Here is a 17245-nt window from a genome sequence, read left to right as displayed (position 1 = left end):
CCTATTTAACCGTCACAGTTAATTTTGCAACGGGGTTTAACCATCTGTGTACAGTGTTATTCAAATCACTGTTTCCACCTTCTAGGTCATCATCGCCAAGGGCACCCGGGTGAATGTGCACCATCGTATTTGTATCGCCAGTTGTAATACCTGTACCGTTAGTGCCTGCTTGGCCGCCCGGCGCAGCAGGGATGCCTAATACACCAGGTGCACCCGAGCCTTCTACTACAAGTTCGTTATTTGCTTCTGTACCTGCATCATAACCATTGAGGTAAACAGTGTAGGTGCCTGCTTCTGTTGGAACTTTCCAGCTATCAAGGCCTACAAAGCCATCATTGGTTGGCAGTAACATAGCCGCTACAGATAGGTATTCGTTGCCATCGGTAGTTGTGAGCTCTGCTGTTGCAGATGCCGCGGGTGCTAAAAGGCCTGCCGCTGGGTTTTCTGCAATATCGCTGCTCGATGCTGACGCTTGAGTAACAAGTGCTGATATATCGCCGCCTTCAGCCATTGCTTGCAGTGCAGCAGAGGCTTCGGTTGCGACTTCAAAAAGTTTATCTTCGCTATCGTGTGCTGTTATTAGTACCGGTGTAAAGTAAAGGCCTTTAGTAAGGTTAGTAATTTCTACTTCTAGCTCTGCTGCCAATGTTGATTGGCTAGCTACTGCTAAAAGAGTTGCAACTGTAAATGCTGAAGCTTTCATTATTATTTCCTGTAAGTGATGATTCAGGCTAAGTATTAAATAACCACATCAAGAAACTCTCACAAAGTTATCACTTTTTTATCACAGCGGGTTAGGGCGTGTTATTTAACAATATAGCCGCCTCTATATAGACACCTGCTCAATAAAAAGGCAGTATGTATTAACTAATAAGGAGAGCGTAATGGAAGAAAATCAACAGCTTGAGCCGTTATCAAAAGACGAAAAAACATGGGCTATGCTTTGCCATTTAAGCGCTGTAGCCGGTTTTGTTATTCCGTTTGGCTCTATACTTGGGCCATTAGTGGTATGGCTTATTAAAAAAGATGAAATGCCAATAGTCGATTTACACGGTAAAAAATCGCTTAATTTTCAAATTACTATGGCTATAGCTTACTTTGTATGTTTTTTACTAGTATTTGCCGTAATCGGCCTCGTTTTGCTGCCTTTAGTGGCTATTTTTTCTTTTATCATGGTGGTTTTAGCCAGTATTAAAGCCAACGAAGGGAAAGAGTTTAATTACCCATTGAGTCTAAATTTGATAAAATAAATGACGACCCTTTAATAAACCCAGCTGTATGCTGGGTTTTTACTTTAAGTACTTAATGCTTTATATCACCTTATTTTTTAGTGCGTTTGTGTCCGCTACTTTATTACCAAGTTCTTCAGAAGTGGTACTTGTTACCATGATAAGCCAAGCAAAAGCTAATCTGTGGCTGCTGTGGTTAGCCGCTACTTCAGGTAATGTGCTTGGAAGTTGTGTTAATTATTGGTTGGGAACTCATGTACTGCGTTTTAAGCACAAAAAGTGGTTTCCGGTATCGGCCAAGGGGCTTGAAAAAGCGCAATCTCAATTTAAAAAATATGGGGTATATAGCTTACTGTTTGCTTGGCTGCCGATTGTTGGCGACCCACTAACGGTAATTGGTGGCATATTTAAAGTGCGTTTTAGCCTGTTTTTATTATTAGTGAGCATTGGCAAAGGCGCGCGGTATTTAGCCGTTATTGCCCTTGCCAGTGGTGCACAAGCGGTTTTGTAAAGTTACTTTGACCAGTCAAGCGTGAGCGAAACTGAGTCGGCAAAGCGCAGTGCATGCGGTTTATCTACTCTGGCTTTTGCGTAATGCACGCTTGGATGTGTATGGCATACTGCAAGTATTTCGGCAACCAGCTTTTCAAGCAACAAAAAGTGCCCTTGCTCTACTAGGTTTATCACCTCTTTGGTGATCACTTTATAGTTAAGCGCTTGGTCCACTTCGTCTGTTTTACAGGCGTCATCGGCAGGGTAGTGAATTTCTAAATTAATCACTACATCTTGCTTTTTTTCCCGTTCTTCTGGGTTAAAACCAATAAATGTACGTAAGCGTAAGTTGGTTACGTTAATAATTGCGTTGGCCATAATTAACCCTTAATAAGCTGTAAAAACTCGTTACGCGTTTTAGAGTCACTTCTAAAGTTACCTAGCATTACAGAGGTACGCATACTTGAGTTTTGCTTTTCTACACCGCGCATCATCATACACATGTGTTTAGCTTCAACAATAACACCTACGCCTTTAGCACCGGTTACTTCTTCAACGGCTTTAGCAATTTGATGAGTAAGCTGCTCTTGAATTTGAAAGCGTCGCGCAAACATATCAACAATACGCGCAAATTTAGATAAACCTAGTACTTTGCCATCGGGAATATAAGCAATATGGCAACGACCAATAAAAGGTAATAGGTGGTGCTCACACATAGAATAAAGCTCTATATCTTGGACAAGTACCATGTCATCAGCGTCTGAGCTAAATACCGCATTATTGGTAATTTCATCAAGCGTTTGACGATACCCTTTGGTTAAATACTCCATGGCTTTTGCTGCACGTTTTGGTGTATCGAGAAGACCTTCTCGGCCTGCATCTTCACCCACAGCGGTAATAATATTTTGGTAGCTTTGCTTTAAATCGTCATGCATAAATTTCTCAGTTTAATGTGTGTTCTACTTTAAATGGCGGCCGCCATCAACAGGCAAAGCGCGGCCTGTGATGTAGTGGCTGCGCAGTAATAAATCAATACTATTAATAATTTCTTGGCAACCTGGCTCTATACCCATAAGAGATTTTTTAAGGGTTTTAGCACGGTAAGCCTCGTCATCGTGCTGGTTAAAAATAATCAACGATGGCGCAACCGAATTCACCTTTATGTTTGGTGCGTACTTAGCGCTAAACGACTTGGTTAAGTTATCAAGTGCAGCCTTACTTGCGGCATAGGCAATGTGCTTTGGGCTACCTGTTTCAACAACGTAATCGGTAAGATGAATAATGTCAGCCGGTGTGCAAGCATCAACTTGGTAAGCCATTAATAGCTGTGCACAGGCATTATTAATTAAATACGGTGTTTTGGCATGAATGCGCATCATGTTATCAAACAAACTCGAAAAATCAGGGTTACTGGCTTCGCAGTCCCAGCTAGAGGCATTGTGCACAATGGCACGTAAAGAGTGAGTTTGCTGTTTGAGTGTTTCAATAAAGCTAGCTATACCGGCATCGCTGCTAAAGTCGGCGTGTATACATACGGCGCCTTGTTGTTCTAAGTCGTCGACTGCATCGTGGCGCGTACGATAGGTAATAATAATAGCTTGGCCTTGCGATAAAAAGTGCTTAGCAAGCGCAAGGCCAATACGTTGACCAGCGCCTGTTATTAAAATAGGAGATGTCATGTAATGCAGTTTTCTCTTTGGCAGGCGTTAAAATTAACTATAAATCAGTTTTTGTTTTACGTAACATTACGGCGAATAGATCAGCTAGTGCATACGCAGCACTAGCTGCTTAGCCGTTATAAATCATCGTAAATAGTCGGAATGGGTTGGCGCTTATGCTGAGTGCGAACATAAATATCAGTTAGTTTTTGCTCAACCTCTGCAGCCACTGGCTTGCCTTCTAAAAAGTCGTCAATTTGATCATAGCTCAGTCCTAATGCTTCTTCATCGGTGAGGCCTGGGCGGTCACTTTCTAAATCAGCTGTTGGGGCTTTTGTCACTAATAGCTCAGGCGCACCTAAGGCAGTTGCAAGTGCGCGAACTTGACGTTTTGATAAGCCAAATAACGGGGCTAAATCGCATGCGCCATCACCAAATTTGGTGTAAAAACCAGTAATGTTTTCAGCGCTGTGATCGGTACCCACAACGAGGCCTTGGCAAAAACCAGCTATTTCGTATTGCGCTACCATGCGTTGGCGTGCTTTAACATTACCTTTTACAAAGTCAATTTTAGCTTGCTCTGGTAGCTCCTCACCACTGCCTACTACCGCCGCCATAGCTTGCTCGTGTAATGCATCGGCAGCAGGTTTTACGTTGACGGTCATGCGTTTACTAGGCTTGATAAAGTCAACGGCCATTTGCGCTTCGTCTTCATCTGCTTGTACACCGTATGGCAAACGAACCGCAATAAATTGGTACTTATTAGTGTTTTGCTCTGCGTTTAGTTCATCTACGGCTAATTGGCACAAGCGCCCGCAGGTCGATGAGTCAACACCGCCGCTAATTCCAAGCACTAGCGATACACTATGGGCTGCCACTAAACGTGCTTTTATAAAGTTAACTCGACGGGTAATTTCGGCGTTTACATCAATAGTTGGCTGAACTTTCATTTCAGCCATAATTTCGGCGCGCATGGCCAGCTCCTCGTTATTTAATAAGTAGTTTTTAAATAGGCTTACATTATCTGGTTTAGTGGTTATTAATTAAAGTCCTAAATGTGCTTTTATACGGCTAAGCTCGGCTTTTAGTTCCTCAATTTCTGCAAGTAACTCGTTAATTTCATCGTTTTTAACTTCTGCGACTTCTGTAGCTGGCACTGGGCTTGGCGCTACTGCTGGGTCAGCAAAAAGGTGCATGTAGCGACTTTCTCGTTTGCCTGGCTCGCGCTCAAGCTTTGTTACGTAGTCATCTATTGCTAACGCGCTCAGGGCAGCTTCTACTTCGCTAACGTTTGTAAAGTCAGCTAGGCGAGCGCTGCGCGTTCTTAGCTCACCGGGTGTTTGTGCGCCGCGTAACAGCAGTAAACATATAATTGCCCGTTGCTGCGTGCTCAACTGTAAACTACTAAATTCTGTATTACAAAAACGGTGATCGTATTTATTAACTCGTCCCGAAAGCCCTTCGTCTAGCGTTACAAGGCGCTGACTTATAAGTTCATCAAGTGTTTGTTGCACCTCACTTTCGCTCAAGTTTACAACCGGGTCTCGATTTGATTTTTGGTTACACGCATTCGTCAGTGCGTTCAACGACAGTGGATAATGCTCGGGTGTAGTGCTTTGTTTTTCTAAAAGGCAGCCAATAACGCGCTGCTGATTTGCTGATAAATGCATGGCTTTTCTTTATTAGTAAACAGTATTTTTAGCTTACACCTTTATTGTGTACCAAGCCATTGTTGTAATTTAGGCTCTAGTGCTGCGGAATCTAAAGGTTTGGTTAAATAATCGTTCATTCCTGCATCGAGGCACTTCTCTTTGTCGCCCTGCATTGCGTTTGCCGTTAAAGCAATGATTGTAATATGTTTATTATGCTTACCCGCTTTTCCTTCGCGTATAGCTTGCGTGGCTTGGTAGCCATCCATCACGGGCATTTGGCAGTCCATTAAAACTAACTGGTATTTTTTGTCTTGGCTGCTGTTTAGCTTATCTAGTGCATCTTGACCGTTTTGTGCAATATCAAAGGTAAGCCCAACTTGTTTTAACAACGCTGAGGCCACCACCTGATTTACTTTGTTATCTTCTACTAAAAGCACTTGCGCGTGCGCTGATATTTCTTTGGGCTTTTCGGTTAACTCATTTTGCAGTTGTGCTTGGCGCTGTTGTTGCTCAATGTATTTATCGTTAGTGAGTGAATCAAATAGATCTGACGGAGTAAGCGGTTTAAATATCAGGCAGTCTATATTTATGCCAATGTTGTTATGCTCTTGCGAATAACTCATCGGTGCCATAACAACCAGTTTGCTTTGCTTGGTGGTTACTCGGTTTTTTAATGTATTTATTTGCGGGTGCGCAGCTTGCTCAAAAAAATGATAATCGACTAATAATGCATCTGGCTGGGTATCGCAGTTATCAAAATAATTAATGATGCCGCTATAGTCACTTAAAATATTAACGTGTGCGCCCCATACGCGTAATTGTTTGGCGGCAATATTGGCGTTAAGTGTGCAGGCATCAATAATTAAAATATGTTTGTTATTAATTAAGTGGCTGGGTAAATCTTGCGCTTTAGTTAAACGGGGCTGTATTTTTATAGAAAACGAGAAAGTACTGCCTTCATTTAGCATGCTGGTTACGCTTACTTCGCCTTCCATTAGTTCACAAAGCTGCTTAACAATAGCTAGGCCAAGGCCTGTGCCGCCAAACTGGCGGGTGGTTGAGGCATCGGCCTGAGTGAATGAGTCGAATAAAGTTTTTTGTTTTTCTGCCTCTATTCCTATGCCGGTATCAATAATAGAGCAATGTAAAAAACTGCCATCGGTGGTTTCATCTATCTGCGCGGTCACCAGAATTTGCCCATCAATAGTAAACTTAACGGCATTGCCAATCAGGTTATTTAAAATTTGACGCAACCTATTCGGATCGCTAATTATTTCGCTGATAGTAATTTGGGTGGCATCTAAAATGAGATTGGTATTGTTTTGCTCCACTTTAAGCGCAAACGACTCAACAACTTCACCAAGTAATTTAGGTAAGTTAAATTGCACATTTTCTATATCAAGTTTACCTGCTTCAATTTTAGAAAAGTCTAAAATGTCGTTAATTATATTTAACAGCGACTGAGCTGAAGATTGTGCAAGCTCAATATGGTGCTCTTGCTGTTGGTTGAGCTGGGTGCGCTTGATAATATTTAGCATGCCCAGTACGCCGTTCATGGGGGTTCTTATTTCGTGGCTCATACTGGCTAAAAATTCACTTTTAGCCATTACTGCTTGCTCTGCAGCCTCTTTGGCGGTGACTAGCTGTTGCTCTGTTTCAATACGTTGCTGGCTTGAATGCAAGCTGCCCACTAGGGCGGCTACAGCAATTAAAAAGCTTTCTTCGTTACGTGACCACGGGCGCATTGAAGCACATTGCTCAGCGCATACTATGCCAATGGTGCCATTTCCCGCCGGTATGATTGCGCACAGCATGGCATTAATATTGAGCGGCGCAAAGTAATGCGCTTTAAGGGGTTTTAGTAGAGGGTGATTTTGGGCATCACTGGTGCTAAACACAGCGTGTTTTTCTATGGCTTCAAAAAAATCAGGCGCCTCTTTTTTAAGCCATACCGCATTATTATTACCCATTCTGTTTTCAATATTATGGGATGCTATAGGACTCAATGAGGTTTTTGAGCTATTAAAAAACCAAATACTGGCTTGCTCAATGTTTAATGCATGGCAAATAGATTCAGTAATAACTTGTTTAGATTGGCTTAATTGGCCACTTAAAATAAGGTCGTTGGCTGTAAGCGACGCTAAAATTTCGTTATGTAGGGCAATTTTGCTGTTTTCAAGTTCAATGCGCTTACGGGTATCAATATTTTGCAATGAGCCAAATATTCTTACACAGCGCTCGTTTTTTCGCTCAGCTTCACCATGAATAAGCACCCACATTTCGCGCCCTTCAGAGTCAATAACTTCAAGTTCGGCTTCGTAACTTTTGCCTTCTTTAATTGCAGATTCAACCAGCTGAGTGATACGTTCTCTGCTTTCGCCTGCTTTAAAGTAATTTAAGTTTGTAGGCCAGGTAGGCTCTTTGTTTAGCGGGTACTTAAAGATTTTTTTGGTCATATCTGACCAATACACTTGTTTGGTTTCTAGATTAAATGACCACGCCCCAATTTGGGCAAGATCACTCATTGCCTCCAGCATTTTTTCGTTTTGTTGCTGGCGGTTTAGCATTTTTAAAAAGAATAAGAACGCCCATATTAGTAATCCGCAAATAATTATAATGGCGATTCTAAGCGGCCATATAGTTGAAGGTGCGGGGCTCCAACCTTCTTTAGGGGCTACGTATAATTGCCAGCTTCCCCCTTGAAAATTAAGCGTAAAATCAAGCGGCTCTTGTGTGGTTATATTGTTATTGCCATAAAAAAACTCGCCTTTTTTGCCTAAACCATGACGCCCTTGAATAGCAATGTTGTAGTTTTTTTCAAGCTCTTTTATGCCTGAGTTTTTATACACTTTTTCAATGTCGAGCACCACAGATAACAACCCCCAAAAGCGGTTTTCGGGCGGAATATAAACAGGCACTCTGGCAATAAGGGCAATGTCGCCTTGCACTAGTTTAAGTGGCCCTGCCATAACAATAGTATTGGTATCACGGGCTCTAATGGCATCTAGGCGTTGGTTTTTGTTTTCTAAAAAGTTTAAGCCAATGGCTTTTTCGTTACCTTTTAGTGGGTAAGACATACGAACTATCATGTCGGGTGCACCACCAATATGGCGCAGCTCACTGGAGGTTTTAAACAAAGGCGCGGCAATTTGTTCAAACCGTGCTTGTTGTAACTCAGGTTCAGCTGATACAGCAACCGCTAATCCACGAACAAGCTGAATGTTTGATACCAAGGTGGCTTCGAGTTGTGCACGGTATGTACTTACTTGAGATAAAATTTGTAGGCGGTGGGCGTCTTTTGCGCGATTGTAGTTAATTCTATCTAACACAATGCTTACTAGTATTATTAGCGTAAGCGATAACCAAAAGGTCAGCTTATAGTTACTAATAGTGTTTTTTTTGTTGTTATTTTTTGGCGGCATTGGCTAAGTCATGCTGTTATTTTAGGCAATTTAACTATAGCTAATTTATTGTATAAATAAAAACGGCGCTGATAAATTAGCGCCGTTTTATTTTTATAATTAGTAGTTTAACTATTAAGCATCGGTTACTTCACGTGCCCAATGGTTTTGCTTAGCGACATGTAACTTACGGTAACCATCAAGTAGTGCTGCATGCTTTTTAAAGCCTTCAAGCGATAAACCTGGGAAGGTTAAACCATTAAATAATTTACGGCCTTCTGCTATTTCAATAGCCAGCGTTACGTTATCGCTGCCAAACATTAAACCCAGTGCATCTTGGTAGTCGGCGTAGTCGCGCTCGTCATCGTATTTAATTTCAAGAATGGCTTTTAAACAGCGGAAGTGGCGCATTGCATCTTCGTTTACTTGGCCTGTGTGTAGTATCCAGTCCACCCAATCAATGGCTTCTTCGTTGCCTGCGGCTAAACATAAGTGCGCCTTAAGCTCACCAATACGCAGTGTATGCCATGGTGTATCGGCATCGGTGGCAAGGCCAATAAATTCAGCAGCACGAATAATATCGCTGTGGCCTGCTTCTTCTAGGCTGTCGTAAATGTCCATCCATTGCTGCGCATCGTACTGATCAAGCGATAGGAATGCTTCACGGAATTTAGCGCCTTCGTTGTTGTTACGCCAAATTAGTTCATCTACTGGGTAAATGTCTGACATGCCTGGTACTAAAATACGACATGCATACACGTTTAAGTGTGTGTAATCCATAATGTAAATGTCGTGGCCCATGCTGTGAATTAAGTCAGTACAGAAGTTGTATTCTTGCTCTGTTGTACCGCTAAAGTCCCAATGAACAAAGTCAAAGTCGGCGTCAGCACGGAAAAAGTCATGCGAGATTAAACCGCTTGAGTCGATAAAGTGCAGCTCAATGTTTTCAGGCGTTGCAACTTCATCGTTATCAAAAGTAGCTGGTTGGAACACATCAAGTTGATCAAGGCGACGACCTTGTAGTAGCTCGGTAACCGTACGCTCAAGGGCAACTTCAAATGATGGGTGAGCACCAAATGAGGCAAACACAGAGCCATCAACAGGGTTAATCAGCGTTACGCTCATTACAGGGTATTTACCGCCTAGTGATGCATCGGCAATACGTAAATGAAAACCATGGCTGCGTAGCTCTTCACACGCCTCGTGAATTTTAGGGTATTGCTTTACAACCTCTTCAGGGACGATAGGTAAACAAATACCTTCTGCGATAATACGGTTTTTAATGGCGCGCTCAAATACTTCTGATAGCCCTTGTACACGTGCTTCAAACTTAGTGTTACCTGCGCTCATGCCGTTAGAAACAAAAATATTACCAATTACGTTTACCGGAATGTATACGTCTTGGTTATCGCGTTGGCGTGTGTATGGCAATGTACAAATGCCGCGCTCGTTATTACCTGAGTTAAAGTCAAAAAGGTGTGAGGCATTAAGCTCACGCTCTGGGTCAAAGTAATCCCAAAGGCTTTCGTCCATTATGCCCTCTGGTACTTCATTGCCTTCAACTTTAAACCATTTCTCATTTGGATAATGAGTAAAGTCGCTGTTTGCAAATTCTTCACCTAGGTAAAAGTCTGCAAAAAAGTAATTACAGCTTAATCGTTCAAAGTATTCACCTAACGCAGAGGCGATAGATGCTTTATCGGTTGCGCCTTTACCATTGGTAAACATAACACCGCAGTCGCTGTCTTTTATATGAACTGAATAACAGTTAGCTACAGGGTTAAGCCAAAGTGCTTCTTCAACATTGATGTTTAGCGCTTTTAGCTTGTTTTGCATGGTAGAGATAGACGATTCTAGGTCGCGGTCTTTACCTTTGATAAATGTTTTTTCAGTCATATGAGTCTCAACTAGATCTGCACAAAATGTGGAATGGCTATTATCGTGGATTTTGATGTTTATTTCACCCTTTGCGAGTAAGAACATTATTATTTAATAAAACTATGGTTATTATATGTGCAACAAATGGTGCAAAGGACAAATTAATGTTTAAAGTAATCAAATGGCTAGTATTACTCGTTGTGGTTTTAGGGTTAGCTGGCACAGCGCTTGTGTATGGCGTATTAAGTTTAAGTATGCCCACACTTGATGGTAAAGGCCAAAGTACAGCAATTAATAAGCCGGTTACTATTTCGCGTGATGCACTAGGGCAGGCGGTTATAAAGGCAGAAAACCGCAATAGCGCCGCATACGGGTTAGGCTATGCGCATGGGCAAGACCGTTTTTTTCAAATGGATTTATTAAGACGTAACGCCGCCGGTGAGCTTAGTGAGTTATTTGGTAAAGCGGCCCTTGGGCTTGATAAAAAAATGCGCTTTCATCAATTGCGAAAACGCAGCCGCGCTATATTAAACACCTTACCCGAAAGTGATAAACAACTATTAAACAGCTACGCCCAAGGTGTAAACGAAGGGCTGGCACAAGTTGGCTTTGCAAGCTTTGAGTATTTACTTACAGGCGGAGCGCAAAAACCATGGCAAAGTGAAGATAGCCTATTAGTTATATTTAGCATGTACCTTGATTTGCAAAGTGCCACCTTTGAGCGAGATGAAGCGCTCATACATATTGAGCAAGCATACGGGCAACACATGGTTGATTTTTTAACACAACCTAGCCAATACCAAGCAGCGCTTGATGGCAGTAAACTTGCCCCGTTTACAGGCACCATTCCTCAACTTCCAGAGCAAGCACAGCACACGGTTAAAAATATTCAGCCAAATCAAGAGCGCGGTAGCAATAACTGGGCAGTAACCGGTGCGCATACCCAAACGGGTGCAGCCATGCTCTCTGACGATATGCATTTATCTATGGCGGTGCCGGTTATTTGGTACAGGGCGCAGCTTAATTACACACAAAATGGCGAGCAAGCTCAGGTAACTGGCGTATCGCTACCCGGCGCCCCTGCTATTGTGGTGGGTACCAATAATAAAATCGCTTGGGGCTTTACTAATGGCTACATAGATACCGCTGATTGGATAGCGCTAAATGATGACAGTAAAACATGGCAAGTAAATGAGCCTATCGCACTGCCTAGTGGCGACGTGGACGATTACTCATTAACCATGAGCGAATACGGCCCAGTAAAATATATAAATAAACAGCCTTATGCACTTAGCTGGGTTGCACACCAACTTTATGCTGTAAACATGGATCTGCTAAAATTAGAGCAAGCAACTAGCGTAGATGATGCGCTAGATGTGGCAAGCGATGTGGGTATTCCGGTACAAAATTTAATGGTGGTAGATAGCCAAGGCAGTGCTGCATGGCAACATATTGGCGCTATACCGGCGCGTAAAACACCGAGTGAGCTAAGTGTTAATGCAAACGAATACTCACCCGACTGGCAGCAAAATGAGCATCAGCGCCCTTATATTAAAAACCCGCAAAATGGACGATTATGGACAGGTAATTCGCGCGTTGTGTCGGCCACTGATAATGCACGCTTTGGTAACGGTGGTTATGCACTAGGCGCACGTTCAAGCCAAATTCGAGATAGGTTATTTGAAAAACAAAGCTTTGCTGAAAGCGACTTTTACGCGCTACAGCTTGATAACCAAGCCCGCTTTTTAACGCCATGGCACACATTGCTACTTAATCAGCTTAAAAAAGACAAAGCCAAAAACGCACAGTACATAAGTGCACTTGAAAACTGGCAGCAATGCGCATGTGCAAGCTCGGTAGGTTATACCTTAGTTAAACACTACCGCAGAACATTAATTAATACCGTATTTACAAGCATGGAGAACAAACTTAATGAGCAAGGCGCCACGCTTAAATATGTAAAACGCGATCTAGAACCAGCTATATGGCAGCTTATTAAAGATAGGCCGGGCTCATGGGTAAACCCTGAGTATAAAAATTGGGACGAGCAGTTATTAGGTGCATTTAGCCAAACAGTGACCGCACTTGGGGCTGAGTATGGGGATAACTTACAAAATTGGCAGTGGGGTAAAGTTAATGCGCTTAATATTGAGCACCCGTTTGCTAAACAAATGCCCATACTGGCTAAGCTTTTAAATATGCCTGTAGCGCCAGCTTTTGGCGATAGCTACATTCCCGCCGTACAGGGCAAAAGCTTTGGTGCATCGCAGCGCTTTATTGCCCAACCAGGGCATTTAGAAAACGCCATTATGGCAGTGCCCGGTGGGCAGTCGGGGCATCCGCTATCCGCGTTCTACCGTGCAGGCTTTAGTGACTACATTGAAGGTAAGCACACGCCTTTACTACCACAAACGCTAATACATCAAATAGTGATAGAGCCAGCACGATGAACTAAATTACAGTTAATCACGTTCTATATAATCATTAATAAATCAACAGAGAACTAAAATGAAAAAAATACTACCCGCATTAATAACAGGCTTATTACTTAGCAGTGCAACACATGCAGATGAAAATCCGGTAACGGCAGAAAAACTAAGCGACAGTGTGTATGTACTGTTTGGCCAAGGCGGTAACATTGCCGCAAGTGTAGGGGAAGATGGCATTTACATTATTGATGACCAATTTGCTAAGCTTTCAGACGACATTAAAAAAACCATTAGCGATTTAAAACCCGGTAGTGCAGAGTTTGTAATTAATACGCATCATCATGGCGACCACACTGGCGGCAACGAAAACTTTGCCAAAGCCGGTGCGCATGTCATTGCGCACGACAACGTACATAAGCGATTAGAAGAAAAACACGGTGCAAACTCAGATTACCTGCCACGCATTAGCTTTGGCCACGATTTAAAACTGCATTTTAATAACGAACACGCCCATGTAGTGCACTACGCCCATGCACATACAGACGGTGATTCGGTGATATTTTTTAATAACGATAACATAGTGCACATGGGCGATATTTACTTTAACTTTGGCAGCTTGCCGTTTGTAGATGTAGATAGCGGCGGCAGTGTTGATGGAATATTAGCAGCCGTAAATGACGTTATTAAGCAAATAGATGAGCGCACCATAGTGATACCCGGGCATGGGCCGGTAAGTGACCGTTCAGGGCTGGAAACGTATGCTAAACTTGTTAAAAAAGCCAAAGATTTAATGCTAAAAGCAATGCAAAATAACGCAAGCTTAGAGCAAGTACTAAAAGCTGATCCATTGGCAGAGCTTGGCCTTGAATACGCAGGCTGGTTGCCAAAAGAGAAAGTGACTACACTTTTTTATCGCAGTTTAAAGTAGTACGCGTAACGTAAAAAACATGATACAAAGCTGAGTGTACTTTAGCGTACATTCGGCTTTTATTTTATTATGCCCAAAGGAGTTGTGTATGTCGGCAGAAAAAACCCACCTAGAAATTTGTAACTTAACAAAAGAGCAGTATCCGCAAATTAAAACTTTGATGGATCAGGCTTATCCCGATTTAGGTGGCGCGTGGCCAAGCCATACTATTTTTAGATTGATAGATCAGTTCCCTGAAGGGCAAATAGGTATTGTAGATGATGGCGTGCTGGTGGGCTTAGCACTAAGCGTGCAAGTAGACTACGCGCGTTTTTCAAATCCTCACACTTACGAAGACATAGCCGATGGGCACGACCGGGTATTTAGTGACTCCGATGGCGATGCGCTATACGGTTTAGATGTAGCAATTAGCGAAACCCACCGAGGCATGCGCTTAGGGCGCAGATTATACGATGCCCGTAAAGAGTTGTGCCGCCAATATAACTTGCGCGCTATTTTAGCCGGTGGCCGTATTCCGCGTTATTACAATCACAGCAGTGAAATGACGCCAATGGAATACATTGAAAAGGTTGACCAAAAAGAGCTTTACGACCCAATTTTAAGTTTTCAGCTCTCTAACGACTTTCAGGTAAAACGGTTACTTAAAAAGTACCTGCCGGAGGATCAAGAGTCTGTAGGTTACGCCACCTTGCTTGAGTGGAATAACATAATGTACGAGCCAACCGACACCGTACTCGAATCAACTAAATCGATAGTGCGTATAGGTGCGGTGCAATGGCAAATGCGCTGTGTAGAGTCGGTTGACGAAATGCTAAAGCAGGTAGAATACTTTGTAGATACGGTATCTGACTACAAAAGCGATTTTATATTATTTCCGGAATTTTTTAACGCGCCACTTATGGGTTTAGGCGATCAGAATAATCAAACCGAAGCAATCCGCTATTTAGCCGAATATACCGAAACATTTAAAAACGCGATGTCGCGTATGGCAATAGAATATAACGCCAATATTATTACCGGCTCTATGCCGCTTGCCGAAGACGATAAAATTTATAACGTAAGTTACTTATGCCACCGTAGCGGTAAAATAGACGAGCAGCGAAAAATACACATAACCCCGCATGAGCAAAATGATTGGGTGATTCAAGGCGGTGACAAAATTGCCGTGTTTGACACCGATGCTGGGCGTGTAGGTATTCAAATTTGTTACGATGTAGAGTTCCCAGAGCTTTCGCGCATATTAGCCAAGCAGGGGCTTGATATACTCTTTGTGCCGTTTTGGACCGATACTAAAAATAGTTATTTACGGGTTCGCCATTGTGCGCAAGCGCGCGCAATCGAAAACGAATGTTATGTGGTTATTGCAGGTTCAGTGGGTAACTTACCTGAGGTAGAAAGCCTAGACGTACAGTACTCGCAATCGGCAGTGTTGACCCCGTCTGACTTTTCGTTTCCGCACGATGCAACATTAAATGAAGCCACACCTAATACCGAAATGTTATTATTTAGCGACCTTGATATGGATAAGCTAAAAATTCTTCATAGCGAAGGTACGGTGCGCAATTTAAAAGATCGCCGCGAAGATTTATACGACGTAATTTTGAAAAAGAGAGATGTTTAATGGCATGGGTTTATTTAGTCATTGCCGGCTTGCTTGAAATAGGCTGGCCAATTGGTTTAAAAATTTCACAAAATCCCGACACACGCTGGCAGGGTATAGTAATGGCCATTGCATTTTTAACAGCCAGTGGTTTTATGTTGTGGCTTGCACAAAAGCAAATATCAATGGGGACTTCCTACGCCGTATGGACCGGAATAGGTGCTGCGGGTACGTTTTTAGTGGGTATATTACTTTACGGTGATGCAGCCACGTTTGGCCGTATTGCTGGTGTACTCATGATTATTTGCGGTGTGATAACGCTAAAAATTAGCTCTTAAGAAGAGCGCTTAATACTCGCTTTTAAAGTTATAAGCAGCCTATAGTAGCGCAGGTTTAAAAGCCTGCGCTTTTTTATGTTCTCAACTGGGCAGCATTACTAAAATAGCGGCAATGGCTATAAGTATTAAGCCCGCGGTGTCTTGCTTTTTAAGTGGCTGTTTGAGCCAAAGTACAGCAATTAGCATGGTAAAAAATACCTCTACCTGACCAAGCGTTTTAACATACGCTACGTGCTGTAAACTCATTGCGCTAAACCAGCCAATAGAGCCTACACAGCTAAAAGTACTAATTGCGGCAGTGGTGCCTTTATATTGCCAAAGTTTGCCAACAGTGTGTGGCTCTTTTAGTAATAAATAGCCAAGTAATATAAGCGTTTGTAGGCTTATTACAAACAGTAAAACCCATGCAGCTGAGTGTGGAAACAATAACCCTGAATTTAAGCTCGCTTCACGCACCCACAGTGATGTAAGGGCAAAGCTGGTACCACAGGCAAGGCCAAGTAACGCTGTTTTACCATCAAAGTGTTTTACGCTGGTTATGCCGCTAAGTAAAAGCACCGCAATAGCGCCTAAAAATACACCCAGCCAACCAAGAAGGCTGAGCGCAGAACCAAAAAACAATACCCCTAAAATAGCCGCTACTAATGCCTCACTTTTAGCAAGCCCTGCACCTATGGCGTAATTATTCATTTTAAACAGTTTTACCATTAAGCCGGTGGCGAGTATTTGCATAACACTTGCGCCAATAACAAACCCCCAAAAGGCATTATTAAACGTAGGCATGGCTGTGTCTTTATATTGATAAAGACCATACAAATACACTGCAGCAATAGGGCCGGCTAAAATAAAGCGCGAGAGGGTTACGCCAGCCACACTTGCATGTGCGCTTAATTTACTTTGTAGGGCATTTCGCCATGCTTGCATAAAGGCGGCTAAAAAAGTGAAAAAGATCCAAGTCATAGGGGTCGTCGGTAAAAAATAAGGTCTATAAGTTAACAATCTTTAGTTATTAATGCGATGCATTAAGGGTGATAGTGAATATTCATCACCTGCGACATTATGCCGCACTGCTTTATAGGTAAACTTAGCTATAGTAAGTATGATGTTATTGTTTAGCCGCCTGCGTATGTCATAAAACGTGTTGGCGGCTTTTTTGTGTATGTGTGTTATATGTATTGGTTAAATAACTAGGTTTTAAAATAAGAGAATAAATTATGACAACATTAGTAGTGTGTGCATTATTGGCCGTATTAATGCCTTATTTTGCAAAAATACCAGTGGCCATTGCGATGGCAAAGCTTGGCCAATACGACAATAAACACCCGCGCTCTCAACAAGCAAAATTAACGGGCTTTGGTGCGCGTGCGCTCGCTGCTCATCAAAATTGTTTTGAATCACTAGCAGTGTTTGCCGTTGCTATTGCGGTGGTATTGGGAACTAACTCGGTAAATGCAGTAACCGAAACCTTGGCAGTTACTCATATAGTTTCGCGCACTTTGTATTGCATTTTTTATTGGTTGAACTTAGATATTATACGTTCGCTTGTATGGTTTATTGGCTTAGGCACTGCCATTGCTATGATTGTAGTGAGTATTTAATTTTATTGTTAAAACCACAAAGCAAGCGGCCTAAAAGGGCGC

16 protein-coding genes are annotated in these 17245 nt (G+C 42.5%); 7 read left to right on the top strand and 9 right to left on the bottom strand.

What is annotated here, in order from left to right:
* Position 1: 1 nt before the first annotated feature.
* Positions 2–703, bottom strand: coding sequence for a spondin domain-containing protein (locus tag CWC04_RS11490; RefSeq protein WP_024032094.1), 702 nt, complete (start codon positions 701–703; stop codon positions 2–4).
* Between the two features lie 181 nt (positions 704–884).
* Between CWC04_RS11490 and CWC04_RS11485 the strand changes: the two genes are divergently transcribed.
* The gene (locus CWC04_RS11485; RefSeq protein WP_024032093.1) at positions 885–1250 is read left to right on the top strand and encodes a DUF4870 domain-containing protein; all 366 of its coding nucleotides are present in this window, start codon (positions 885–887) and stop codon (positions 1248–1250) included.
* 55 nt (positions 1251–1305) lie between these two features.
* Complete coding sequence (locus tag CWC04_RS11480; RefSeq protein WP_024032092.1) at positions 1306–1740, top strand: YqaA family protein; 435 nt, start codon at positions 1306–1308, stop codon at positions 1738–1740.
* A gap of 2 nt (positions 1741–1742) precedes the next feature.
* Here CWC04_RS11480 and folX read toward each other — a convergent pair whose 3' ends face one another.
* The 7 genes from folX to ycaO form a co-directional block, all read right to left on the bottom strand.
* On the bottom strand, positions 1743–2099 hold the full coding sequence (folX, locus tag CWC04_RS11475) for a dihydroneopterin triphosphate 2'-epimerase (RefSeq protein ID WP_024032091.1): 357 nt from the start codon (positions 2097–2099) through the stop codon (positions 1743–1745).
* 2 nt (positions 2100–2101) lie between these two features.
* A complete protein-coding gene (gene folE, locus CWC04_RS11470) occupies positions 2102–2656 on the bottom strand; it encodes a GTP cyclohydrolase I FolE (protein WP_004589001.1) in 555 nt (184 codons plus the stop codon).
* Between the two features lie 24 nt (positions 2657–2680).
* On the bottom strand, positions 2681–3400 hold the full coding sequence (gene folM / locus CWC04_RS11465) for a dihydromonapterin reductase (RefSeq protein ID WP_138685487.1): 720 nt from the start codon (positions 3398–3400) through the stop codon (positions 2681–2683).
* A gap of 116 nt (positions 3401–3516) precedes the next feature.
* Positions 3517–4353 (bottom strand): NAD(+) synthase, encoded by an 837-nt coding sequence (gene nadE / locus CWC04_RS11460; RefSeq protein WP_055255384.1) that lies wholly within the window; start codon positions 4351–4353, stop codon positions 3517–3519.
* A gap of 69 nt (positions 4354–4422) precedes the next feature.
* On the bottom strand, positions 4423–5049 hold the full coding sequence (locus CWC04_RS11455; RefSeq protein ID WP_138685486.1) for a YceH family protein: 627 nt from the start codon (positions 5047–5049) through the stop codon (positions 4423–4425).
* Between the two features lie 41 nt (positions 5050–5090).
* Positions 5091–8453 carry an ATP-binding protein gene (locus CWC04_RS11450; protein WP_138685485.1) on the bottom strand — a complete coding sequence of 1121 codons (3363 nt, stop codon included), beginning with the start codon at positions 8451–8453 and terminating at the stop codon, positions 5091–5093.
* 114 nt (positions 8454–8567) lie between these two features.
* A complete protein-coding gene (gene ycaO / locus CWC04_RS11445) occupies positions 8568–10328 on the bottom strand; it encodes a 30S ribosomal protein S12 methylthiotransferase accessory factor YcaO (protein ID WP_024032086.1) in 1761 nt (586 codons plus the stop codon).
* A 146-nt stretch (positions 10329–10474) separates the two neighbouring features.
* Here ycaO and CWC04_RS11440 point away from each other — a divergent pair, with 146 nt between their 5' ends.
* The 4 genes from CWC04_RS11440 (at position 10475) to CWC04_RS11425 (ending at position 15605) form a co-directional block, all read left to right on the top strand.
* A complete protein-coding gene (locus tag CWC04_RS11440; protein WP_138685484.1) occupies positions 10475–12760 on the top strand; it encodes a penicillin acylase family protein in 2286 nt (761 codons plus the stop codon).
* Positions 12761–12818: 58 nt separating this feature from the next.
* A complete protein-coding gene (locus CWC04_RS11435) occupies positions 12819–13667 on the top strand; it encodes an MBL fold metallo-hydrolase (RefSeq protein ID WP_138685483.1) in 849 nt (282 codons plus the stop codon).
* A gap of 88 nt (positions 13668–13755) precedes the next feature.
* Positions 13756–15288 carry a bifunctional GNAT family N-acetyltransferase/carbon-nitrogen hydrolase family protein gene (locus CWC04_RS11430; protein ID WP_029773759.1) on the top strand — a complete coding sequence of 511 codons (1533 nt, stop codon included), beginning with the start codon at positions 13756–13758 and terminating at the stop codon, positions 15286–15288.
* The gene (locus tag CWC04_RS11425) at positions 15288–15605 is read left to right on the top strand and encodes a DMT family transporter (protein ID WP_004588993.1); all 318 of its coding nucleotides are present in this window, start codon (positions 15288–15290) and stop codon (positions 15603–15605) included. Before CWC04_RS11430 ends, CWC04_RS11425 begins: the two co-directional genes overlap by 1 nt.
* An 81-nt stretch (positions 15606–15686) precedes the next feature.
* On the opposite strand, the gene CWC04_RS11420 is transcribed toward CWC04_RS11425, so the two are convergent.
* A complete protein-coding gene (locus tag CWC04_RS11420; RefSeq protein ID WP_171038578.1) occupies positions 15687–16565 on the bottom strand; it encodes an EamA family transporter in 879 nt (292 codons plus the stop codon).
* A gap of 254 nt (positions 16566–16819) precedes the next feature.
* Here CWC04_RS11420 and CWC04_RS11415 point away from each other — a divergent pair, with 254 nt between their 5' ends.
* Complete coding sequence (locus tag CWC04_RS11415) at positions 16820–17203, top strand: MAPEG family protein (protein WP_096738890.1); 384 nt, start codon at positions 16820–16822, stop codon at positions 17201–17203.
* Positions 17204–17245 lie beyond the last annotated feature (42 nt).

The sequence above is a fragment of the Pseudoalteromonas sp. S2893 genome (genome assembly GCF_005887105.1).
Taxonomy (GTDB): Bacteria; Pseudomonadota; Gammaproteobacteria; order Enterobacterales; family Alteromonadaceae; genus Pseudoalteromonas; species Pseudoalteromonas atlantica.
The sequence above is the reverse complement of the archived record's forward strand: the minus strand, read 5'-3'. Positions and strand labels throughout refer to the sequence as shown.